Genomic DNA, 18868 nt, shown 5'->3' on the forward strand with positions numbered 1-18868 from the left:
GTCGGACGGTACTTGTTACGTCATGCGCGGTGTATCGGTCACCCGGGGGCCCTGTGCAAGGGCACCCGTCCGGCCCGTGGACTGCCTGCCCATCCTCGCCGAGTCCCGGTTACGCTGGCGCCGTGCGCCTCGCCGGGAACGGCCGGGAAGCCGCATAGCCGACAGCCGTCGCATCAAAGGGAGCCCCTTCATGGCCTCGTCGCCGCTGACCCCTTCCGCCGACAGCCGGACCCGTGTGTCCGCGCTCCGAGAGGCGTTCGCCACCCGTGTGGTGGTCGCCGACGGAGCGATGGGCACCATGCTCCAGGCACAGGAGCCCACCCTCGAGGACTTCCAGAACCTCGAGGGCTGCAACGAGATCCTCAACGTCACCCGCCCGGACATCGTCCGTTCGGTCCACTCCGCCTACTTCGACGCCGGTGTCGACTGCGTCGAGACGAACACCTTCGGCGCCAACCTCACCGCCCTCGGCGAGTACGACATCCCCGAACGCATCGCCGAGCTGTCCGAGGCCGGGGCGCGGATCGCGCGGGAGACGGCGGACGAGTTCGCGGCGCGGGACGGCAGGCAGCGCTGGGTGCTGGGCTCGATGGGCCCGGGCACCAAGCTGCCCACCCTCGGCCACACCACCTTCGACGCCATCCGCGACGCCTACCAGGCCAATGCCGAGGGGCTGCTGGCCGGCGGCGCCGACGCGCTGCTCGTGGAGACCACCCAGGACCTGCTGCAGACCAAGGCGTCCGTGATCGCGGCCCGCCGGGCGATGGAGACGGCCGGCTACGACGTCCCGCTGATCGTGTCGGTGACGGTGGAGACCACCGGGACGATGCTGCTGGGCTCGGAGATCGGTGCGGCACTGACCGCGCTGGAGCCGCTGGGCATCGACATGATCGGCCTGAACTGTGCGACCGGTCCGGCGGAGATGAGCGAGCACCTGCGCTACCTCGCCCGCCACGCGCGCATCCAGCTCTCCTGCATGCCGAACGCCGGCCTGCCCGTCCTGACCAAGGACGGCGCCCACTACCCGCTGACCGCGCCCGAGCTGGCCGACGCCCAGGAGAACTTCGTCCGCGACTACGGGCTGTCCCTGGTGGGCGGCTGCTGCGGCACCACGCCCGAGCACCTGCGGCAGGTCGTCGAGCGGGTGCACGGCCTCGCCCCCGGTGAGCGTGATCCGCGTCCGGAGCCGGGTGCGGCGTCGTTGTATCAGTCGGTGCCGTTCCGGCAGGACACGTCGTATCTGGCGATCGGTGAGCGGACGAACGCGAACGGGTCGAAGAAGTTCCGTGAGGCGATGCTGGAGGGCCGCTGGGACGACTGTGTGGAGATGGCCCGCGAGCAGATTCGTGAGGGCGCGCACCTGCTGGATCTGTGTGTGGACTATGTCGGCCGGGACGGTGTGGCGGACATGCGGGAGCTGGCGGGCCGGTTCGCGACGGCCTCGACGCTGCCGATCGTGCTGGACTCCACCGAGGTGGAGGTGATCCAGGCGGGGCTGGAGAAGCTGGGTGGTCGTGCGGTGATCAACTCGGTGAACTACGAGGACGGTGACGGCCCCGAGTCCCGCTTCGCCCGCGTCACCCGGCTGGCCCGGGAGCACGGCGCGGCGCTGATCGCGTTGACGATCGACGAGGAGGGCCAGGCCCGCACGCCTCAGAAGAAGGTGGAGATCGCCGAGCGGCTGATCGGGGATCTGACGGGGAACTGGGGCATCCGTGAGGAGGACATCCTCATCGACACCCTGACCTTCACCATCTGCACGGGTCAGGAGGAGTCCCGCAAGGACGGTGTGGCCACGATCGAGGCGATCCGTGAGCTCAAGCGCCGCCACCCGGCCGTGCAGACCACGCTGGGGTTGTCGAACATCTCCTTCGGGCTGAACCCGGCCGCGCGGATCCTGCTGAACAGTGTGTTCCTGGACGAGTGTGTGAAGGCGGGTCTGGACTCGGCGATCGTGCACGCCTCGAAGATCCTGCCGATCGCCCGGTTCAGCGAGGAGGAGGTCGCCACCGCCCTGGACCTGATCTACGACCGCCGCGCCGAGGGCTATGACCCGCTGCAGAAGCTGATGCAGCTGTTCGAGGGGGCGACGGCGAAGTCGCTGAAGGCGTCCAAGGCGCAGGAGCTGGCCGCGCTGTCTTTGGAGGAGCGGCTCAAGCGGCGCATCATCGACGGCGAGCGCAACGGCCTGGAGGCCGACCTGGACGAGGCCCTGTCCCAGCGGCCGGCGTTGGAGATCGTCAACGAGACGCTGCTGGACGGCATGAAGGTGGTCGGTGAGCTGTTCGGCTCCGGGCAGATGCAGCTGCCGTTCGTGCTGCAGTCGGCGGAGGTGATGAAGACCGCGGTGGCCTATCTGGAGCCGCACATGGAGAAGACCGACGAGGCCGGCAAGGGCACCATCGTGCTGGCCACCGTGCGCGGCGACGTGCACGACATCGGCAAGAACCTGGTCGACATCATCCTGTCCAACAACGGCTACAACGTGGTCAACCTGGGCATCAAGCAGCCCGTCTCCGCGATCCTGGAGGCCGCCGAGGAACACCGGGCGGACGTGATCGGCATGTCCGGGCTGCTGGTGAAGTCCACGGTGATCATGAAGGAGAACCTGGAGGAGCTCAACACCCGCAACCTGGCCGGCAAGTACCCCGTCATCCTCGGCGGCGCCGCACTCACCCGCGCCTACGTCGAGCAGGACCTGCACGAGATCTACCAGGGCGAGGTCCGCTACGCCCGCGACGCCTTCGAGGGCCTGCGGCTGATGGACGCCCTGATCGGCATCAAGCGCGGCGTGCCCGGCGCGAAGCTGCCCGAGCTGAAGCAGCGCCGGGTGCGGGCCGCCACCGTCCAGGTGGAGGAGCGGCCCGAGGAGGGGCACGTCCGCTCCGACGTGGCCACCGACAACCCGATCCCGGAACCGCCGTTCTGGGGCACCCGCGTCGTCAAGGGCATCCAGCTCAAGGAGTACGCCTCCTGGCTCGACGAAGGCGCCCTGTTCAAGGGTCAGTGGGGGCTGAAGCAGGCCCGGACCGGTGAGGGCCCGACCTACGAGGAACTGGTCGAGACCGAGGGCCGGCCGCGGCTGCGCGGCCTGCTGGAGCGGCTGCAGACGGAGAACATGCTGGAGGCGGCCGTCGTCTACGGCTACTTCCCCTGCGTGTCCAAGGACGACGACCTGATCATCCTCGACGAGGCCGGTCACGAGCGCACCCGCTTCACCTTCCCCCGCCAGCGCCGGGGCCGCCGCCTGTGTCTGGCCGACTTCTTCCGCCCGGAGGAGTCCGGCGAGACGGATGTCGTGGGCCTGCAGGTCGTCACCGTCGGCTCGCGCATCGGCGAGGAGACCGCCCGGCTCTTCGAGGCCAACGCCTACCGCGACTACCTGGAGCTGCACGGCCTGTCCGTCCAGCTCGCCGAGGCCCTCGCCGAGTACTGGCACGCCCGCGTGCGCGGCGAACTGGGCTTCGCCGGGGAGGACCCGGCGGAGATCGAGGGCATGTTCGAGCTGAAGTACCGAGGGGCCCGCTTCTCGCTCGGCTACGGCGCCTGCCCCGACCTGGAGGACCGCGCCAAGATCGCGGACCTGCTCCAGCCGGAGCGGATCGGCGTCCACCTGTCCGAGGAGTTCCAGCTGCACCCCGAGCAGTCCACGGACGCCATCGTGATCCACCACCCGGAGGCGAAGTACTTCAACGCCCGCTGAGCCCGGCTCCGGGCGCCACCCCGGGCCCCGCGGCACGCCGAAGCGCCGCCCCGACCGGCCCTCTCGGGCCCGGGGTGTGCCGAAGCGCCACCCGGTCTGCGCCGGGGGTGTCTGGAGGGGCACTCCGGCGCACGAGGGATAAAGGAGGCGCTTCGGGCGTCGGCGACGTACACTGGTCGGTCCACTGCAGGCCGGTTCCCGTCCGGGAACCGGCCTGATGGTCCCCAAGGAGGTGCGCCCGTGACCAGTACGGTCCCCGCGCTCGGTACCCGCACGGCCGAGGGCTCCGCCCTGCAGGCCGTACTCCTCGACATGGACGGAACCCTGGTGGACACCGAGGGCTTCTGGTGGGACGTCGAGGTGGAGGTGTTCGCCTCGCTCGGCCACACCCTCGACGACTCCTGGCGCCATGTCGTGGTCGGCGGCCCCATGACCCGCAGCGCGGGGTTCCTGATCGAGGCCACGGGCGCGGACATCACCCTCGCCGAGCTGACCCTGCTGCTGAACCAGGGCTTCGAGGCCCGGATCGGCACTTCCCTGCCGCTGATGCCGGGCGCCGCCCGGCTGCTGGCCGAGCTGCACCGGCACGGCATCCCCACCGCCCTGGTCTCCGCCTCGCACCGGCGGATCATCGACCGGGTGCTGACCACGCTCGGCCCGCACCACTTCTCCCTGAGCATCGCGGGCGACGAGGTCTCCCGGACCAAGCCGCACCCCGACCCCTATCTGCTCGCGGCGGCCGGCCTCGGCGCCGACCCGACCCGCTGCGCGGTGATCGAGGACACCGCCACCGGTGTCGCGTCGGCCGAGGCGGCGGGCTGCCAGGTCGTCGCCGTGCCCTCGGTCGCCCCGATCAGCCCGGCCCTGCGGCGCACCGTCGTCGGCTCGCTGGAAGAAGTCGATCTCGCCTTTCTGCGGGGTCTGATGACCGAAATGCTGTAACCGTTCACCCTGCGTGTCCCGCCCATTGGCCGGAATTCCACGATGCCGCGACACGGCCCCCGGACGCGGAATTCCGGCCGTGCGGCCCGCCGAATTCCGGCCTGCCCGCCCACCCGCACGGGTGTGACGTTCCCCACCCCGGGCGGGCTCGACACGTGCGGGGCGATGTGCTGAACGCCCCCGAGGCGGCCCCCGGGGCACACCCTTGTGTCCCGATTGATGAAACCCTGCACGAATCCTTCCGGTGTCGGGTTTTCGTTGCGTCCCCGCCCGGTTTCGCTGCGTGATGGGGGCTCAACTCCGGTGCCTGTGAACCCGGCTGCGGGCGCGGACTAATCTCATCGCGAGAACATCGCCCCTTACCCCCGTGATCCGCCGCGACACCCCTGCATGCCGGATACACGGAGTCAGACGCTCTGGAGAAACTCGAGCATGAACCGCAAGACTCTGGTGCTGCCGGCCATGGCCGGCCTGCTCGCACCCGTGCTCGCCGCCTGTGGCGGGACCGACAGCGGCAGCGGCGGCGGGAACACCATCGCCGTCGGCACCACCGACCGGTTCACCGCCACGAAGGACGCTCCGGCACCGCTCGACCCCGCCTACGCCTACGACGTCGGCAGCTGGAACATCCTGCGCCAGACCGTGCAGACCCTGATGACGCTGCCCAAGGGCGGCGGCCAGCCGGTGCCCGAGGCGGCCCAGAGCTGCGGCTTCACCGACAGCGGCAACGAGCGCTACGCCTGCAAGCTGCGCGACGGACTGAAGTTCGCGAACGGCGACCCCGTCACCGCGAACGCCGTGAAGTACTCCATCGACCGCGCCCGCGCCATCCAGGCGGACTCCGGCGTCGCCGCCCTGCTCTCCACCATCGACACCGTCGAGACGCAGGGCGACAGCGAGGTCGTCTTCCACCTCAAGACCGCCGACGCGACCTTCCCGTACAAGCTGTCCACCCCGGTCGCCGGCATCGTCAACCCGGCCGACTACCCCAAGGACAAGCTGCGCGACGGCTTCGACGTCGACGGCTCCGGCCCGTACACCCTCAAGGCCGAGACCAAGGGCGACGCCATCGTCAAGGCCGTGTTCACCAAGAACCCCTCCTACAAGGGGTCCCTGACCGTGAACAACAGCAAGGTCGAGCTGGTCTCCTTCGACGACGCCGACGCCATGGGCGCGGCGCTGGAGAAGGGCGACATCGACCTGATGACCCGCACCATGACGCCGGACCAGGTCCGCAAGCTCTCGGGCGGCTCCGTCAAGAACATCGACCTCGTCGAGTCGCCCGGCCTGGAGATCCGCTACCTCGCCTTCAACACCGACGCGCCGTCGGTGAAGAGCAAGGCCGTGCGCCAGGCCGTCGCCCAGCTCGTCGACCGCCCCGCCCTGGTCTCCCAGGTCTACGGCACGCAGGCCGAGCCGCTGTACTCGCTGGTCCCGGCGACCGTCACCGGCCACTCCAACTCGTTCTTCAACAAGTACGGCGAGCCCAGCACCGCGAAGGCCAAGTCGCTGCTGGAGAAGGCCGGCGTCTCCACCCCGGTCAAGCTGACGCTGCACTACACCACCGACCACTACGGCGCCGCCACCAAGCGGGAGTTCGAGGTCCTGCAGCAGCAGCTCAACGCGAGCGGCCTGTTCGACGTCCAGATCCAGGGCACCCCCTGGGACGCCTTCGTCCCGGCCGAGCGCAAGGGCGCCTACGACGTGTGGGGCATGGGCTGGTTCCCGGACTTCCCGGACGCCGACAACTACCTCGCGCCGTTCCTCGACAAGGACAACTTCCTGAAGTCGCCGTACCGCAACAGCGACGTCATCGACAAGCTGATCCCGCAGTCCCGGCGGGAGGCCGACCGACTGGCCGCCTCCTCCAGCCTGACGGACATCCAGGACATCGTGGCCGCCGACGTGCCCGTCCTGCCGCTGTGGCAGGGTAAGCAGTACGTCGCCGCGCGGGACGACGTCACGGGCACCGCGTACGCGCTGAACAACACCTCGACCCTGCAGTTGTGGGAGCTCGGCCGCGGTGTGAGCGGCTGACGCACCCTTGCCCGGGGCCCGTCGACGGGCCCCGGGTCGTTCGGAGAACCGAAGACAAGGCACACGTAAGTGAACATGCGCAACCAGTGGCCGGTCCTGCCCCTCGTGGCGGGGCTGGCCTCCGGCCTGTTGACCGGATGTGGAACGGAGAACGGCGATTCCGGGGGGACCGGCTCCGCCGTGGTGATGGGGATGTCCGACGACGTCCTGGCCACGGACCCCGCCTCCGGATACGACCCCGGCTCCTGGCTGTTGTTCAACAACGTCTTCCAGTCGCTGCTCAGCTTCCCCGAGGGAGCGACCGAGCCGCAGCCGGAGGCGGCGAAGAGTTGCGGCTTCACCGACACCCAGGCCCAGGTCTACCGGTGCACCCTGAAGGACGGCCTGAAGTTCAGCAACGGTGACGCCCTCACCTCGAAGGACGTGAAGTTCTCCTTCGACCGCATGCTGAAGATCAACGACCCGGCCGGCCCGGCGATCATGTTCCCCTCGCTCGGCTCGGTCGAGACGCCGGACGACAAGACGGTCGTCTTCCAGCTCAAGACCTCCGACGCGACCTTCCCCAGCAAGATCGCCTCCGGTGCCGGCTCGATCGTCGACCACCGCCAGTACGACGCGAACGGCCTGCGCAAGGACGGCAAGGCCGTCGGCTCCGGCCCGTACAAGCTGGACTCCTTCAACGACGAGGAGGCCGTCTTCTCGGTCAACGGCAACTACCAGGGCACCGCCAAGGTGAAGAACTCCGGCGTCACGCTGAAGTTCTTCCACGGCGACCAGAGCGCCCTGAAGATGGCCCTCCTCGACGGCCAGGTGGACGCCGCCTACCGAGGCCTGAGCGCCACCGACGTCGCCGACATCGAGAAGAACGGCACCGGTTCGGGCGTCGACGTCGTCGAGGGCAGCAGCGCCGAGGTCCAGCACCTGGTGTTCAACATGAACGACCCGGTCGCCGGCAAGGCGGGCGTGCGCAAGGCCATCGCCTACCTGCTCGACCGCGACGCCCTCATCCGGGACGTCTACCAGGGCACCGCTACGCCGCTGTACTCGATCGTCCCGGCCGGCATCGCGGGCCACAACACGGCCTTCTTCAACACCTACGGCGCCCGACCCTCGCAGGCCAAGGCCAAGCACGCCCTGCGCGAGGACGGCATCACCGGCAAGGTGAAGCTCACCCTGTGGTCCACGCCGTCCCGTTACGGCCCCTCCACCGACCAGGAGCTGAAGGCGATAGCCGGCCAGCTGAACGCCAGCGGGCTGTTCGAGGCCGATGTGAAGTCCGTGGCGTTCGACCAGTACGAGAAGGACATCGAGGCCGGCAAGTACGGCGTCTACGTCAAGGGCTGGGTGCCCGACTACCCGGACGCCGACAACTTCACCGCGCCGTTCTTCGGCAAGGACAACGTGCTGGGCAACAACTACACCAACAAGACGATCACCGGCACGCTCATCCCGCGCACCGCGGCGCAGAGCGACCGCTCCTCCACCGGCAAGGAGTACGGCGAGCTGCAGGACATCGTCGCCGACGAGGTGCCGATCCTGCCCATCTGGCAGGGCAAGCAGTACGCGGTGGTCCGCGACGGCGTCTACGGCCTGGAGTACTGCCTCGACGCCTCGACGGTGTTCCGCTTCTGGGAGCTGCACAAGGGCTGAGCGGCCCGCTCCCACGGCACCACGCACAAGGGCGCCCCTTCCCCCGGATCACCCGGGAGGAGGGGCGCCCTCGCGTCCTGCCTGCGTCTACTGGGCGCCGGGGCGCACCAGACCGCTCTCGTACGCGTACACCGCGGCCTGCACACGGTCGCGCAGCCCCAGCTTCGTCAGCACATGGCCCACATGCGTCTTCACGGTCGTCTCGCTGACGAACAGGTCCGCGGCGATCTCGGCGTTCGACAGGCCACGGGCGACCAGCTTCAGCACCTCGACCTCACGGTCGGTCAGCGTGTGCAGCGTGTCCGGGACCGGCTCCTCCCCGGAGGGCAGATGCGTGGCGTACTTGTCCAGCAGCCGCCGGGTGATGCTCGGCGCCAGCATCGCCTCGCCGCCCGCCACCACCCGGATCGCCTGCACCAGTTCGTTGGCGGGCGCGTCCTTCAGCAGGAAGCCGCTGGCCCCCGCGCGCAGCGCCTCCACCACGTACTCGTCCAGATCGAAGGTGGTCAGCACCAGCACCTTCGCCGGGCCGTCGCGCTCCGGCCCGGTGATCTGCCGGGTCGCCTCCACACCGTCCATCCGGGGCATGCGGATGTCCATCAGCACCACGTCGGGCTGCAGGGCGCGCACCTGGTCGAGCGCCTGCAGGCCGTCCCCGGCCTCGCCGACGACCGCGATGTCCTGCTCGGCCTCCAGGATCATCCGGAAGCCCGTGCGCAGCAGCGGCTGGTCGTCGACCAGTAGGACACGGATGGCCACGTCAGTCTCCTTCGCTCGTCCGGCCCCATTCTGCCCTGAGCCGCCGCACCGGTCCGCCTCCGGGGCGATCCGGAAGGATCACGCGTCGCCGGGCCCGGCCACGCGCACCGGCAGTGGATACGGCGGGGGAGTGCCGCCGAACTCCGGGCAGTGCGCCTGGTGGTCGCACCAGCCGCACAGCTTCGTCGGCCGGGGCCGCCAGTCGCCGGTCTCGGTGGCATGGCGGATCGCCTCCCACAGCGCCAGCAGCTTGCGCTCCACCCGCTCCAGGTCCGCGCGGACCGGGTCGTAGGTCAGCACGTCACCGCTGCCGAGGTAGACCAGTTGCAGCCGTCGCGGGATCACCTGCTTCAGACGCCAGACCACGAGGGCGTAGAACTTCATCTGGAACAGGGCGCCCTCGGCGTACTCCGGCCGCGGTGCCTTGCCGGTCTTGTAGTCGACGATGCGCACCTCGCCGGTGGGCGCCACGTCCACCCGGTCGATGATGCCGCGCAGGGTCAGCCCCGACTCCAGCTCCGTCTCCACGAAGAGCTCCCGCTCGGCGGGCTCCAGGCGCGTCGGGTCCTCCAGCGTGAACCAGCGCTCCACGAGCTGCTCGGCCTCCGTCAGCCACTGCGCCAGCCGCTCGCCTTCGGGATCGTCGGCGAACAGCTCGGCGACCTCCGGCCGGCTCTCGCGCAGCCGCTCCCACTGGCCGGGGATCAGCGACTTGGCGCGCGGCGCGGTCCGTTCGGCGGCCGGGGCGTCGAAGAGCCGCTCCAGCACGGCGTGCACGAGCGTGCCCCGGGTGGCCGCCGCGCTCGGCTTCTCCGGCAGCCGGTCGATGACCCGGAACCGGTACAGCAGCGGGCACTGCATGAAGTCACCGGCCCGCGAGGGCGACAGGCTCACCGGCCCGCCGCGCTCGGCCCGCGCCACGACGGCCACGGCGGCGGCCTCGGGGTGCCCGTCCTCCGCGGAGGCGACGGACGTCTCGACGACGGCGGGGTCGACCGCGGCGTCGGCTGCGGCGTCGGCTGCGTCTGAAGCGGGGTCGTCCGTGACGGGTTCGGCGTCCGCGGCGGAGTCGGCGTTCGTGGCCGAGTCGCCCGGCGTGCCGGTCGCCGCCGAGGGCGCGGACGCCTCGGGCGAGCCGGTGGTGGCGGGGGAGGGGGATGCCTGCCCCGCGGGCTGCGCGGGCGCGGCGCCCGCGGACCCGGACGGGGCGGCGGCCGCGGGGGCGGAACCGCCGGTGGGCAGGCCGGCCGGAGCCGAGCCGGGCACGGGCCGTATCGACGGCGTGTCAGCCGTCGCGCCGGTCTCCTCGGCGTTCGCCGTCGCGGCCTCGCGCACCGGCTCCTGGCCCGGCACGCGCGCGGCGAGCGGCTCCCGTGCCGTCGCCACGCCCCCGGCCGCGGACGCCGCGGGCACCTCCTCGGTGCCGGCGCCGTCCGGCTCGGCCGTACCCTCGCTCCTCGTCTCCATGTCCCCAGACCTTACGGCCCGGCACTGACAGAGCCCCAACCCGTCGCCGCGCCGGGTGGGCCACGGCACGGAGAACACGGGGGGTGCCGGGGCGGAACGCGCCCCGACGGACGCATACCATCGACCACGAGACCGCTTCCGGCCGGCCGGCTCGGAAGACGCTTCGAACGAGGGGACACCGTGGACGAGAGCGGCCGGAGCGCGCAGCCGCGGTCGGGCGACGACGAGGCGGCCGAGCAGCGCGCCGCCCGTCCGCCCCGACCCACCGCCCCCGCACACCCCGACCCGGGCGAGCCCACGACTCCCGCCACCGGCCCCGACGACCGGACGGCCGCCGGCGACCCCGAGCCCACCGGTGACTCCGCCGCGCCCACGGGCGACACCCCCGGCCCGGCCACCCCGGCACCCTCCGTCCGCCCCGCGGCTGACGCGGAGCAGCCGGCCGCCGAGGGCCCTTCCGGCCGCACGGCCCCGACCGGCGAGCCCACGCCCCCCGGCGAGCCCGCGGCTACCGGAAAGCCCTCCGTCCCGGGCGACACCCCCACCCCGGACCGGCAGCAGGCCGCCCCCGACCGGCAGGCCCCCGCCGACCACCCGACCGCCCCCGCCGAGCCCCCCGCGCCCCACGAGAGCGCGCACCCGCACGCCGACGCGCCCCGCGAGAGCGCTCCCGAGCCCCCGCACCCTCGCCCGCACGATCAGCATCCCGACCGCAGCGTCGCCCACTCCGGAACCGGAGCGGGTACCGGCGGCGGACCGGGGACCGGAACCGGCGGACGCCCCCCGCGCCCCCCGGAGCCGCGCAGCGGCCTGTTGATGGGCCGCCCCTTCGGCGTCCCCGTGTACGTGGCGCCCAGCTGGTTCCTGGTCGCCGCGCTGATCACCTGGGTGTTCGGCGGCCAGCTCGACCGCGTGCTGCCCGAGCTCGGCGCCGCCCGCTACCTCGTCTCCCTCTTCTTCGCGGTCGCCTTCTACGCCTCCGTGCTGGTGCACGAACTGGCCCACACCGTCGCCGCGCTCCGCTTCAAGCTCCCGGTGCGCCGCATCCAGCTGCAGTTCTTCGGCGGGGTCAGCGAGATCGAGAAGGAGGCCGAGACCCCCGGACGGGAGTTCGTGCTGGCCTTCGTGGGCCCGCTGCTCTCCCTGGTCCTGGCCGGCGTCTTCTACCTCGCCATGCAACCCGTGGAGCCCGGCACCGTCCCCGGTGTCCTGCTCGCCGGCCTGATGATCTCCAACCTCATCGTGGCGATCTTCAACCTGCTGCCCGGCCTGCCCCTGGACGGCGGCCGCATGCTCCGCGCCGTGGTCTGGAAGATCACCGGCCGGCCCATGAGCGGCACCGTCGCCGCCGCCTGGGTCGGCCGCGCCCTCGCCGTCTCCGTCCTCATCGGCCTGCCGCTGCTCACCCAGTCCGGCGCCCTCGGCTCCACCGCCGAGGACAGCGTCGGCATGGACACCGTCACCGACGCCCTGCTCGCCGCGATCCTCGCAGCGATCATCTGGACCGGCGCCGGCAACAGCCTGCGCGTCGCCCGCCTGCGCGAGCACCTGCCCGAGCTGCGCGCCCGCACCCTCACCCGGCGCGCGGTCCCCGTGCACACCGAGACCCCGCTCTCGGAGGCGCTGCGCCGCGCCAACGAGGCCGGTGCCCGCGCCCTCGTCGTCGTCGACACCGACGGCGCGCCCCTGTCCCTGGTCCGCGAGGCCGCCATCGTCGGCGTCCCCGAGCACCGCCGCCCCTGGGTCCCGGTGAGCAGCCTCGCCCAGGACATCACCGACGGCATGCGGGTCTCCGCCGAGCTGGCCGGCGAGGACCTCCTGGAGGTGCTGCGCGCCACCCCCGCCACCGAGTACCTGGTGGTGGAGGAGACCGGCGAGATCTACGGCGTGCTGTCCGCGGCCGACGTCGAGCGGGCCTTCGTCAAGGCCATGGCCCGCCCGAGCTGACCTCGGGGGTGGTCCGAGGGCCCGGCAAACCCCGGTAGGCTGGTCACATGTCCGAACCGACCGGTGCCGCCCGCCGCCGCGGGCCCTTCAAGGTCGGGGACCAGGTACAGCTGACCGACCCCAAGGGCCGCCACTACACGTTCACGCTCGAGGCCGGGAAGAACTTCCACACGCACAAGGGGAGCTTCCCGCACGACGAACTGATCGGCGCTCCCGAGGGCAGCGTTGTCCGCACCACCGGCAACGTCGCCTACCTCGCGCTGCGCCCCCTGCTCCCCGACTACGTCCTGTCCATGCCCCGCGGGGCAGCCGTCGTCTACCCGAAGGACGCGGGGCAGATCCTCGCCTTCGCCGACATCTTCCCCGGCGCCCGCGTCGTGGAGGCCGGCGTCGGCTCCGGCTCGCTCAGCAGCTTCCTGCTGCGCGCCATCGGCGACCAGGGCATGCTGCACAGCTACGAGCGGCGCGAGGACTTCGCCGACATCGCCCGGCAGAACGTGGAGCGCTACTTCGGCGGCCCGCACCCGGCCTGGCAGCTCACCGTCGGCGACCTGCAGGACAACCTGTCCGACACCGACGTCGACCGCGTCATCCTCGACATGCTCGCCCCCTGGGAGTGCCTGGAGGCCGTCTCCAAGGCGCTGGTGCCCGGCGGCATCGTCTGCTGCTACGTGGCCACCACCACCCAGCTCGCCCGGACCGTGGAGTCCATCCGGGAGATCGGCTGCTTCAACGAGCCGACCGCCTGGGAGACCATGATCCGCAACTGGCACATCGAGGGCCTGGCCGTGCGCCCGGACCACCGGATGATCGGCCACACCGGCTTCCTCCTCACCGCCCGCCGCCTGGCCGACGGCGTCGAGCCGCCCATGCGCCGCCGCCGCCCCGCCAAGGGCGCCTACGGCGAGGACTACTCCGGACCCAACGCCGACGGCGGCCTCGGCCGCTGAGCCGGGCCACCACCGCGTCAACGTTTCGGCGCCGCGCCCAAGTTCCCGCACCTCACGGGGAACTCGAGCGCGGCGCCGCCGTCTTGAGCCCCCGTCGCGCCGTCCGGGCGGCAAGGCGTACCCCGCCGTTCCCTCGCACTGTGACGTGTGGCACCATGCAGGCCACCCCCACCGGCACAGCCCTCACAGGAGACACTCCTCGTGCAGCAATCCGCCGTCCCGGAACTGGCCCACACGCACACCCGCCCCATCCACTGGCTCGCGACCGCCACGGCCCTCGCCGGCGTCGTCGCGCTCTCCTCGCTGCTGCAACCCCGCACGGCCACGGCTGCCCCGACGCCCGGCGCGGAAACCACCACCGTCGCCGCCCCCGCCACCACCGGCGTGGACTTCCCCCTGGACTGCGGCCCGGTCAAGGCCGTCGTCGTCAAGCGGGCCACCGGCGACCTCGACGGCGACCACCGGCCGGAGACCGTCGCCGTCGTCCACTGCGACGCCCCCATGGGCACGCCGCCCGACGGCGTGTACGTCCTCACGCGCGCGTCCGACGGCCGGCCCCGGATCGTGGCCACCCTGGCCGACCCCAAGGACCGCACCAACGTCAGCGACATCGCCGTACGCGACGAAGCCGTGCACGCCACCCTGCTCGGCTACTCCTCCGACGACGTGCCCGCCTGCTGCCCCGACGTACGGGACAGCGTGAAGTGGCAGTGGAAGGACGGCGCGTTCGTGCGTTCCACCCCCGCCCAGGCGCGCAGCGTGTGACCCGCGTCACGTCGGTGTGAGATATCGGACAGCAGAATCCGGACAGAACGGAGGGCGGTCACGCGCGGCAGGCGCGTGACCGCCCTCGAAAGCGTCTTGAAGACGACTTAACCCCGGGCGCCCGGACGGTCACCCGGCGTCCGGGCCGTACACCTCCACCCGGTCCGCGACCCGGCGGACATGGATGCACTCGCCCGGGCACTCCCGCGCCGAGTCCACCACGTCCGTGAGCAGCGGCAGCGGCACCGGCGTCGTCGCGCCCGGGGCCTGCAGCAGCTCGTCGTCGGCGCCCTTGACGTAGGCCAGACCGTCGATGTCCAGCTCGAACACCTCGGGCGCGTACTGGGCACAGATGCCGTCGCCGGTACACAGGTCCTGATCGATCCAGACCTCCAGCGCCTCGCCGCCGGACGCGGCCTCCTGCTGCACGACTCACCTCTCCTGCCGTTTACGGTCGAGCCGCACGGGAACGATGCAGGCTCTGACGGGTGTTGAACACTTCGACCCTACCTGGGCCCGCTTCCCCACCGTGTTCGGTGGGTATTCCCCTGGCGTGAGGGAGAGCGCAAGGGTGAAGATCGGACACACCCCGACCGTCTTTGTGATCTAGGGGTTTCAATCGACACCCGCCCAGGTAGGGTCTGGAAGCGTCCAGCTCCCCTTGGAGGAGGTGAGGACCGTGGCAGCCCACGACGACGACATTGACCGCGGCATCCGCCCGGGACGCGGGTCCGAAGACCCGTCCGGGCAGATTGCCTACCTTGAGCAGGAGATCGCCGTCCTGCGACGCAAGCTCGCCGACTCTCCGCGACACACGAGGATTCTCGAAGAGCGGATCGTCGAGCTGCAGACCAACCTGGCCGGCGTCTCCGCCCAGAACGAGCGGCTCGCCAACACGTTGCGCGAAGCCCGCGACCAGATCGTGGCCCTCAAGGAGGAGGTCGACCGGCTCGCCCAGCCGCCGGCCGGCTTCGGCGTCTTCCTGCAGGCCAACGAGGACGGCACCGCCGACATCTTCACCGGCGGGCGCAAGCTCCGCGTGAACGTGAGCCCGAACGTCGAGCTCGACGACCTCCGGCGTGGCCAGGAGGTCATGCTCAACGAGGCGCTCAACGTGGTCGAGGCCATGGAGTTCGAGAGCGTCGGCGACATCGTCACCCTCAAGGAGATCCTCGAGGACGGCGAGCGCGCCCTGGTGCTCGGGCACACCGACGAGGAGCGGGTGGTGCGGCTCGCCGAGCCGCTGCTGGACGTGACCATCCGCCCCGGCGACGCCCTGCTGCTCGAACCCCGCTCCGGCTACGTCTACGAGGTCGTGCCGAAGAGCGAGGTCGAGGAACTCGTCCTCGAAGAGGTCCCCGACATCGGTTACGAGGCCATCGGCGGCCTCGGCAACCAGATCGAGGCCATCCGCGACGCGGTCGAGCTCCCCTACCTGTACCCCGACCTGTTCAAGGAGCACGAACTGCGGCCGCCCAAGGGTGTGCTGCTCTACGGACCTCCTGGATGCGGTAAGACGCTGATCGCCAAGGCCGTCGCGAACTCGCTGGCCAAGAAGGTCGCCGAGGTCACCGGCCAGGCCGCCGGCAAGAGCTTCTTCCTCAACATCAAGGGCCCCGAGCTGCTGAACAAGTACGTCGGCGAGACCGAGCGGCAGATCCGCCTGGTCTTCCAGCGGGCCCGGGAGAAGGCGTCCGAGGGCACCCCCGTGATCGTCTTCTTCGACGAGATGGAGTCCCTCTTCCGCACCCGTGGCTCCGGCGTCAGCTCGGACGTGGAGAACACCATCGTCCCGCAGCTGCTCGCCGAGATCGACGGCGTGGAGGGCCTGCAGAACGTGGTCGTGATCGGCGCCTCGAACCGCGAGGACATGATCGACCCCGCCATCCTGCGCCCCGGCCGGCTCGACGTGAAGATCAAGATCGAGCGACCGGACGCCGAGGCCGCCAAGGACATCTTCGGCAAGTACCTCACCGAGCGCCTCCCGCTGCACGGCGACGACCTCGCCGAGCACGGCGGCGACAAGGGTGCCACGGTCCAGGCCATGATCCAGACCGCGGTCGAGCACATGTACGCGGAATCCGAGGAGAACCGCTTCCTGGAGGTCACCTACGCCAACGGTGACAAGGAAGTCCTGTACTTCAAGGACTTCAACTCCGGCGCCATGATCGAGAACATCGTGGGCCGGGCCAAGAAGATGGCGATCAAGGACTTCCTGGAAAAGAACCAGAAGGGTCTTCGCGTCTCCCACCTGCTCCAGGCATGCGTGGACGAGTTCAAGGAGAACGAGGACCTGCCGAACACCACCAACCCGGACGACTGGGCCCGGATCTCCGGAAAGAAGGGCGAGCGGATCGTCTACATCCGCACCCTCATCACCGGAAAGCAGGGCGCGGACACCGGACGCTCCATCGACACGGTGGCGAACACCGGGCAGTACCTGTAAAAACCAGGGTGGCTGCGGGTGCCCTCGCCGGGTACCCGCAGCCCGCTGTTTTTTCCGGACACATCCGGGGCACAGCACACTAGGCAATGACGCAAATGATCTCCCCACCAGCGCAAAGGCGTTCTAGGCTCTTCCGTACCGCCCGGTCGCGCAGTGCGGGGAGGGGCACCGCACACCACCGGAGCAATCGCGGTACTTGAGCGGCGCCCACGACCGAGGGTGCCGCCGGGCAAGGAGGGCCGCATGACCGTACGGCGAGTAATGGGCATCGAGACGGAGTACGGCATCTCCGTCCCCGGCCACCCCAATGCCAATGCCATGCTCACCTCGTCCCAGATCGTGAACGCCTACGCGGCGGCGATGCACCGGGCCCGCCGCGCCAGGTGGGACTTCGAGGAGGAGAACCCGCTGCGGGACGCGCGAGGCTTCGATCTCGCCCGGGAGGCCGCCGACTCCAGCCAGCTCACCGACGAGGACATCGGCCTGGCCAACGTGATCCTCACCAACGGCGCCCGCCTCTACGTCGACCACGCGCACCCCGAGTACAGCGCCCCCGAGGTCACCAACCCGCGGGACGCCGTGCTCTGGGACAAGGCGGGCGAGCGGATCATGGCCGAGGCGGCGGAGCGGGCCGCCCAGCTCCCCGGCGCCCAGCCGATCCACCTCTACAAGAACAACACCGACAACAAGGGCGCCTCCTACGGCACGCACGAGAACTACCTGATGAAGCGGGAGACCCCCTTCTCGGACATCGTGCGCCACCTGACGCCCTTCTTCGTCTCCCGCCAGGTCTTCGCCGGCGCCGGTCGCGTCGGCATCGGCCAGGACGGGCACGAGCACGGCTTCCAGCTCAGCCAGCGCGCGGACTACTTCGAGGTCGAAGTGGGTCTGGAGACCACCCTCAAGCGCCCCATCATCAACACGCGCGACGAGCCGCACGCCGACGCGGAGAAGTACCGCCGCCTCCATGTGATCATCGGCGACGCCAACCTCTCCGAGATCTCCACCTACCTCAAGCTGGGCACGACCGCCCTGGTCCTGTCCATGATCGAGGACGGCTTCATCGCGGTCGACCTGGCCGTCGACCAGCCGGTGCGCACACTGCACCAGGTCTCCCACGACCCCTCCCTCAAGCGCCTGGTCACGCTGCGCAGCGGCCGCACGCTCACCGCGGTCCAGCTCCAGATGGAGTACTTCGAGCTGTCCCGCAAGTACGTCGAGGAGCGCTTCGGCGCCGACGCCGACGAGCAGACCAAGGACGTCCTCTCCCGCTGGGAGGACACCCTCACGCGCCTGGAGCGGGACCCGATGAGCCTGGCCGGCGAGCTGGACTGGGTCGCCAAGCGCGAGCTGATGGAGGGCTACCGGCGCCGTGACGGCCTCGACTGGGACGCGGCGCGGCTGCACCTGGTCGACCTGCAGTACGCCGACGTACGGCCCGACAAGGGCCTGTACAACCGTCTCGCGGCGCGCGGCCGGATGAAGCGGCTGCTGGACGAGTCCGAGGTCGAGCGGGCCATGCTGAAGCCGCCGGAGGACACGCGCGCGTACTTCCGCGGCCGCTGCCTGGAGCAGTACGCCGACGACGTCGCCGCGGCCTCCTGGGACTCGGTGATCTTCGACCTGCCGGGCCGGGACTCCCTCCAGCGGGTCCCAACCCTGGAGCCGCTACGCGGAACGCGAAATCACGTCAAGGAGCTGCTGGACCGCTGCCGCACGGCGGAAGACCTGGTCAGGGTGCTCTCCGGCGGCTGAGGGGTACTCGTCGGCCGCCCGGCCGGAACAGGGTGGAAATCCCCCCGGCCGGGAATCATCGAGGTGGTCCCCGCACGTTGAGGAAACTGCGGGGCCGATGTCGGACCCGGCTTGTAGGGTCTGATCATCACCGATCGGCAGGAATGCCGACCTGCCGACCCATGTCGGGCGAAAGAGCGGGGTGAGGGTTATGGCAACCAAGGACACCGGTGGCGGCCAGCAGAAGGCCACGCGCTCCACGGAGGAGGTCGAGGAGCAGGCGCAGGACGCGCAGGCATCCGAGGACCTCAAGGAGCGCCACGAGAAGCTGAGCGACGACGTGGACTCCGTCCTGGACGAGATCGACGACGTCCTCGAGGAGAACGCAGAGGACTTCGTGCGGTCCTTCGTGCAAAAGGGCGGACAGTAGGACGGCTCTGCCTTCACTTCGAAGGCGGGGGAGCGGGG

13 protein-coding genes are annotated in these 18868 nt (G+C 70.7%); 10 read left to right on the plus strand and 3 right to left on the minus strand.

Annotated elements, in window-relative coordinates; genetic code table 11:
* Positions 1 to 190 precede the first annotated feature (190 nt).
* The 4 genes from metH (at position 191) to ACF1AL_RS13415 (ending at position 8332) form a co-directional block, all read left to right on the plus strand.
* On the plus strand, positions 191 to 3703 hold the full coding sequence (gene metH / locus ACF1AL_RS13400) for a methionine synthase (RefSeq protein WP_391825963.1): 3513 nt from the start codon (positions 191 to 193) through the stop codon (positions 3701 to 3703).
* 240 nt (positions 3704 to 3943) lie between these two features.
* Positions 3944 to 4645 carry an HAD family hydrolase gene (locus ACF1AL_RS13405; RefSeq protein ID WP_391825964.1) on the plus strand — a complete coding sequence of 234 codons (702 nt, stop codon included), beginning with the start codon at positions 3944 to 3946 and terminating at the stop codon, positions 4643 to 4645.
* A gap of 432 nt (positions 4646 to 5077) precedes the next feature.
* A complete protein-coding gene (locus ACF1AL_RS13410; protein ID WP_391821537.1) occupies positions 5078 to 6682 on the plus strand; it encodes an ABC transporter substrate-binding protein in 1605 nt (534 codons plus the stop codon).
* 69 nt (positions 6683 to 6751) lie between these two features.
* A complete protein-coding gene (locus ACF1AL_RS13415; protein WP_391825965.1) occupies positions 6752 to 8332 on the plus strand; it encodes an ABC transporter substrate-binding protein in 1581 nt (526 codons plus the stop codon).
* Positions 8333 to 8419: 87 nt separating this feature from the next.
* On the opposite strand, the gene ACF1AL_RS13420 is transcribed toward ACF1AL_RS13415, so the two are convergent.
* Positions 8420 to 9091, minus strand: a complete 672-nt coding sequence (locus tag ACF1AL_RS13420; protein WP_366838934.1) for a response regulator transcription factor — start codon at positions 9089 to 9091, stop codon at positions 8420 to 8422.
* 78 nt (positions 9092 to 9169) lie between these two features.
* A complete protein-coding gene (locus ACF1AL_RS13425) occupies positions 9170 to 10426 on the minus strand; it encodes a RecB family exonuclease (protein WP_391826115.1) in 1257 nt (418 codons plus the stop codon).
* 312 nt (positions 10427 to 10738) lie between these two features.
* On the opposite strand from ACF1AL_RS13425, the gene ACF1AL_RS13430 reads away from it, so the two are divergent.
* From ACF1AL_RS13430 to ACF1AL_RS13440, 3 genes are all read left to right on the plus strand, one after another.
* Entirely contained in the window at positions 10739 to 12505 is a 1767-nt protein-coding gene (locus tag ACF1AL_RS13430) for a site-2 protease family protein (RefSeq protein ID WP_391825966.1), read from the plus strand.
* Positions 12506 to 12552: 47 nt separating this feature from the next.
* Entirely contained in the window at positions 12553 to 13455 is a 903-nt protein-coding gene (locus tag ACF1AL_RS13435) for a tRNA (adenine-N1)-methyltransferase (RefSeq protein ID WP_391661694.1), read from the plus strand.
* 201 nt (positions 13456 to 13656) lie between these two features.
* Positions 13657 to 14220, plus strand: coding sequence for a hypothetical protein (locus ACF1AL_RS13440; RefSeq protein ID WP_391661693.1), 564 nt, complete (start codon positions 13657 to 13659; stop codon positions 14218 to 14220).
* A gap of 129 nt (positions 14221 to 14349) precedes the next feature.
* Here the strand turns inward: ACF1AL_RS13440 and ACF1AL_RS13445 are convergent, their stop codons facing one another.
* Positions 14350 to 14649: a ferredoxin gene (locus tag ACF1AL_RS13445; RefSeq protein ID WP_366838929.1), complete on the minus strand. Its 300-nt coding sequence runs from the start codon at positions 14647 to 14649 to the stop codon at positions 14350 to 14352.
* A gap of 250 nt (positions 14650 to 14899) precedes the next feature.
* Here ACF1AL_RS13445 and arc point away from each other — a divergent pair, with 250 nt between their 5' ends.
* The 3 genes from arc (at position 14900) to ACF1AL_RS13460 (ending at position 18830) form a co-directional block, all read left to right on the plus strand.
* Positions 14900 to 16666 (plus strand): proteasome ATPase, encoded by a 1767-nt coding sequence (arc, locus tag ACF1AL_RS13450; protein ID WP_366838928.1) that lies wholly within the window; start codon positions 14900 to 14902, stop codon positions 16664 to 16666.
* 243 nt (positions 16667 to 16909) lie between these two features.
* Positions 16910 to 18421 (plus strand): depupylase/deamidase Dop, encoded by a 1512-nt coding sequence (dop, locus tag ACF1AL_RS13455; protein ID WP_366838926.1) that lies wholly within the window; start codon positions 16910 to 16912, stop codon positions 18419 to 18421.
* A 190-nt stretch (positions 18422 to 18611) separates the two neighbouring features.
* Positions 18612 to 18830 (plus strand): ubiquitin-like protein Pup, encoded by a 219-nt coding sequence (locus tag ACF1AL_RS13460; protein ID WP_030608326.1) that lies wholly within the window; start codon positions 18612 to 18614, stop codon positions 18828 to 18830.
* The last annotated feature ends 38 nt before the right edge of the window (positions 18831 to 18868 follow it).

Source organism: Streptomyces sp. NPDC014801 (assembly GCF_043082085.1).
Lineage (GTDB): Bacteria > Actinomycetota > Actinomycetes > Streptomycetales > Streptomycetaceae > Streptomyces.

Excerpts from the sequence above, each read along its gene's own strand:
- metH (WP_391825963.1), top strand. The coding sequence starts at position 191 with ATGGCCTCGTCGCCGCTGACCCCTTCCGCCGACAGCCGGACCCGTGTG.
- ACF1AL_RS13410 (WP_391821537.1), top strand. The coding sequence starts at position 5,078 with ATGAACCGCAAGACTCTGGTGCTGCCGGCCATGGCCGGCCTGCTCGCA.
- ACF1AL_RS13435 (WP_391661694.1), top strand. The coding sequence starts at position 12,553 with ATGTCCGAACCGACCGGTGCCGCCCGCCGCCGCGGGCCCTTCAAGGTC.
- dop (WP_366838926.1), top strand. The coding sequence starts at position 16,910 with ATGACCGTACGGCGAGTAATGGGCATCGAGACGGAGTACGGCATCTCC.
- ACF1AL_RS13460 (WP_030608326.1), top strand. The coding sequence starts at position 18,612 with ATGGCAACCAAGGACACCGGTGGCGGCCAGCAGAAGGCCACGCGCTCC.